The sequence below is a fragment of the Bacillus sp. L_1B0_5 genome, assembly GCF_000836715.1.
GTDB lineage: Bacteria > Bacillota > Bacilli > Bacillales > Bacillaceae_G > Bacillus_A > Bacillus_A thuringiensis_S.
Genome location: NZ_JXIS01000195.1, coordinates 1 through 295, shown reverse-complemented (window position 1 = coordinate 295; position 295 = coordinate 1). Strand labels below are relative to the sequence as shown.

Sequence of the window (295 nt, the reverse complement as noted above, 5' to 3'; positions counted from 1 at the left end):
CGTCTGCCAATTCCGCCACACCCGCATGTTTTATTAAAAATGGTGAGCCATGAAGGATTCGAACCTTCGACCCTCTGATTAAAAGTCAGATGCTCTACCAACTGAGCTAATGGCTCTTAATGGCTGGGCTAGCTGGATTCGAACCAGCGCATGACGGAGTCAAAGTCCGTTGCCTTACCGCTTGGCTATAGCCCATTAATTAAGAATGGTGGAGGGGGGCAGATTCGAACTGCCGAACCCGAAGGAGCGGATTTACAGTCCGCCGCGTTTAGCCACTTCGCTACCCCTCCGACAT

3 tRNA genes are annotated in these 295 nt (G+C 51.5%); all 3 read right to left on the bottom strand.

The features are described from left to right. Positions 1-40: 40 nt before the first annotated feature. Positions 41-116: transfer RNA gene (locus RT27_RS31700), tRNA-Lys, on the bottom strand. 4 nt (positions 117-120) lie between these two features. Beyond that, positions 121-195 (bottom strand) — tRNA-Gln (locus RT27_RS31695). Between the two features lie 11 nt (positions 196-206). Further along, positions 207-290 (bottom strand) — tRNA-Tyr (locus RT27_RS31690). Positions 291-295: the final 5 nt, after the last annotated feature.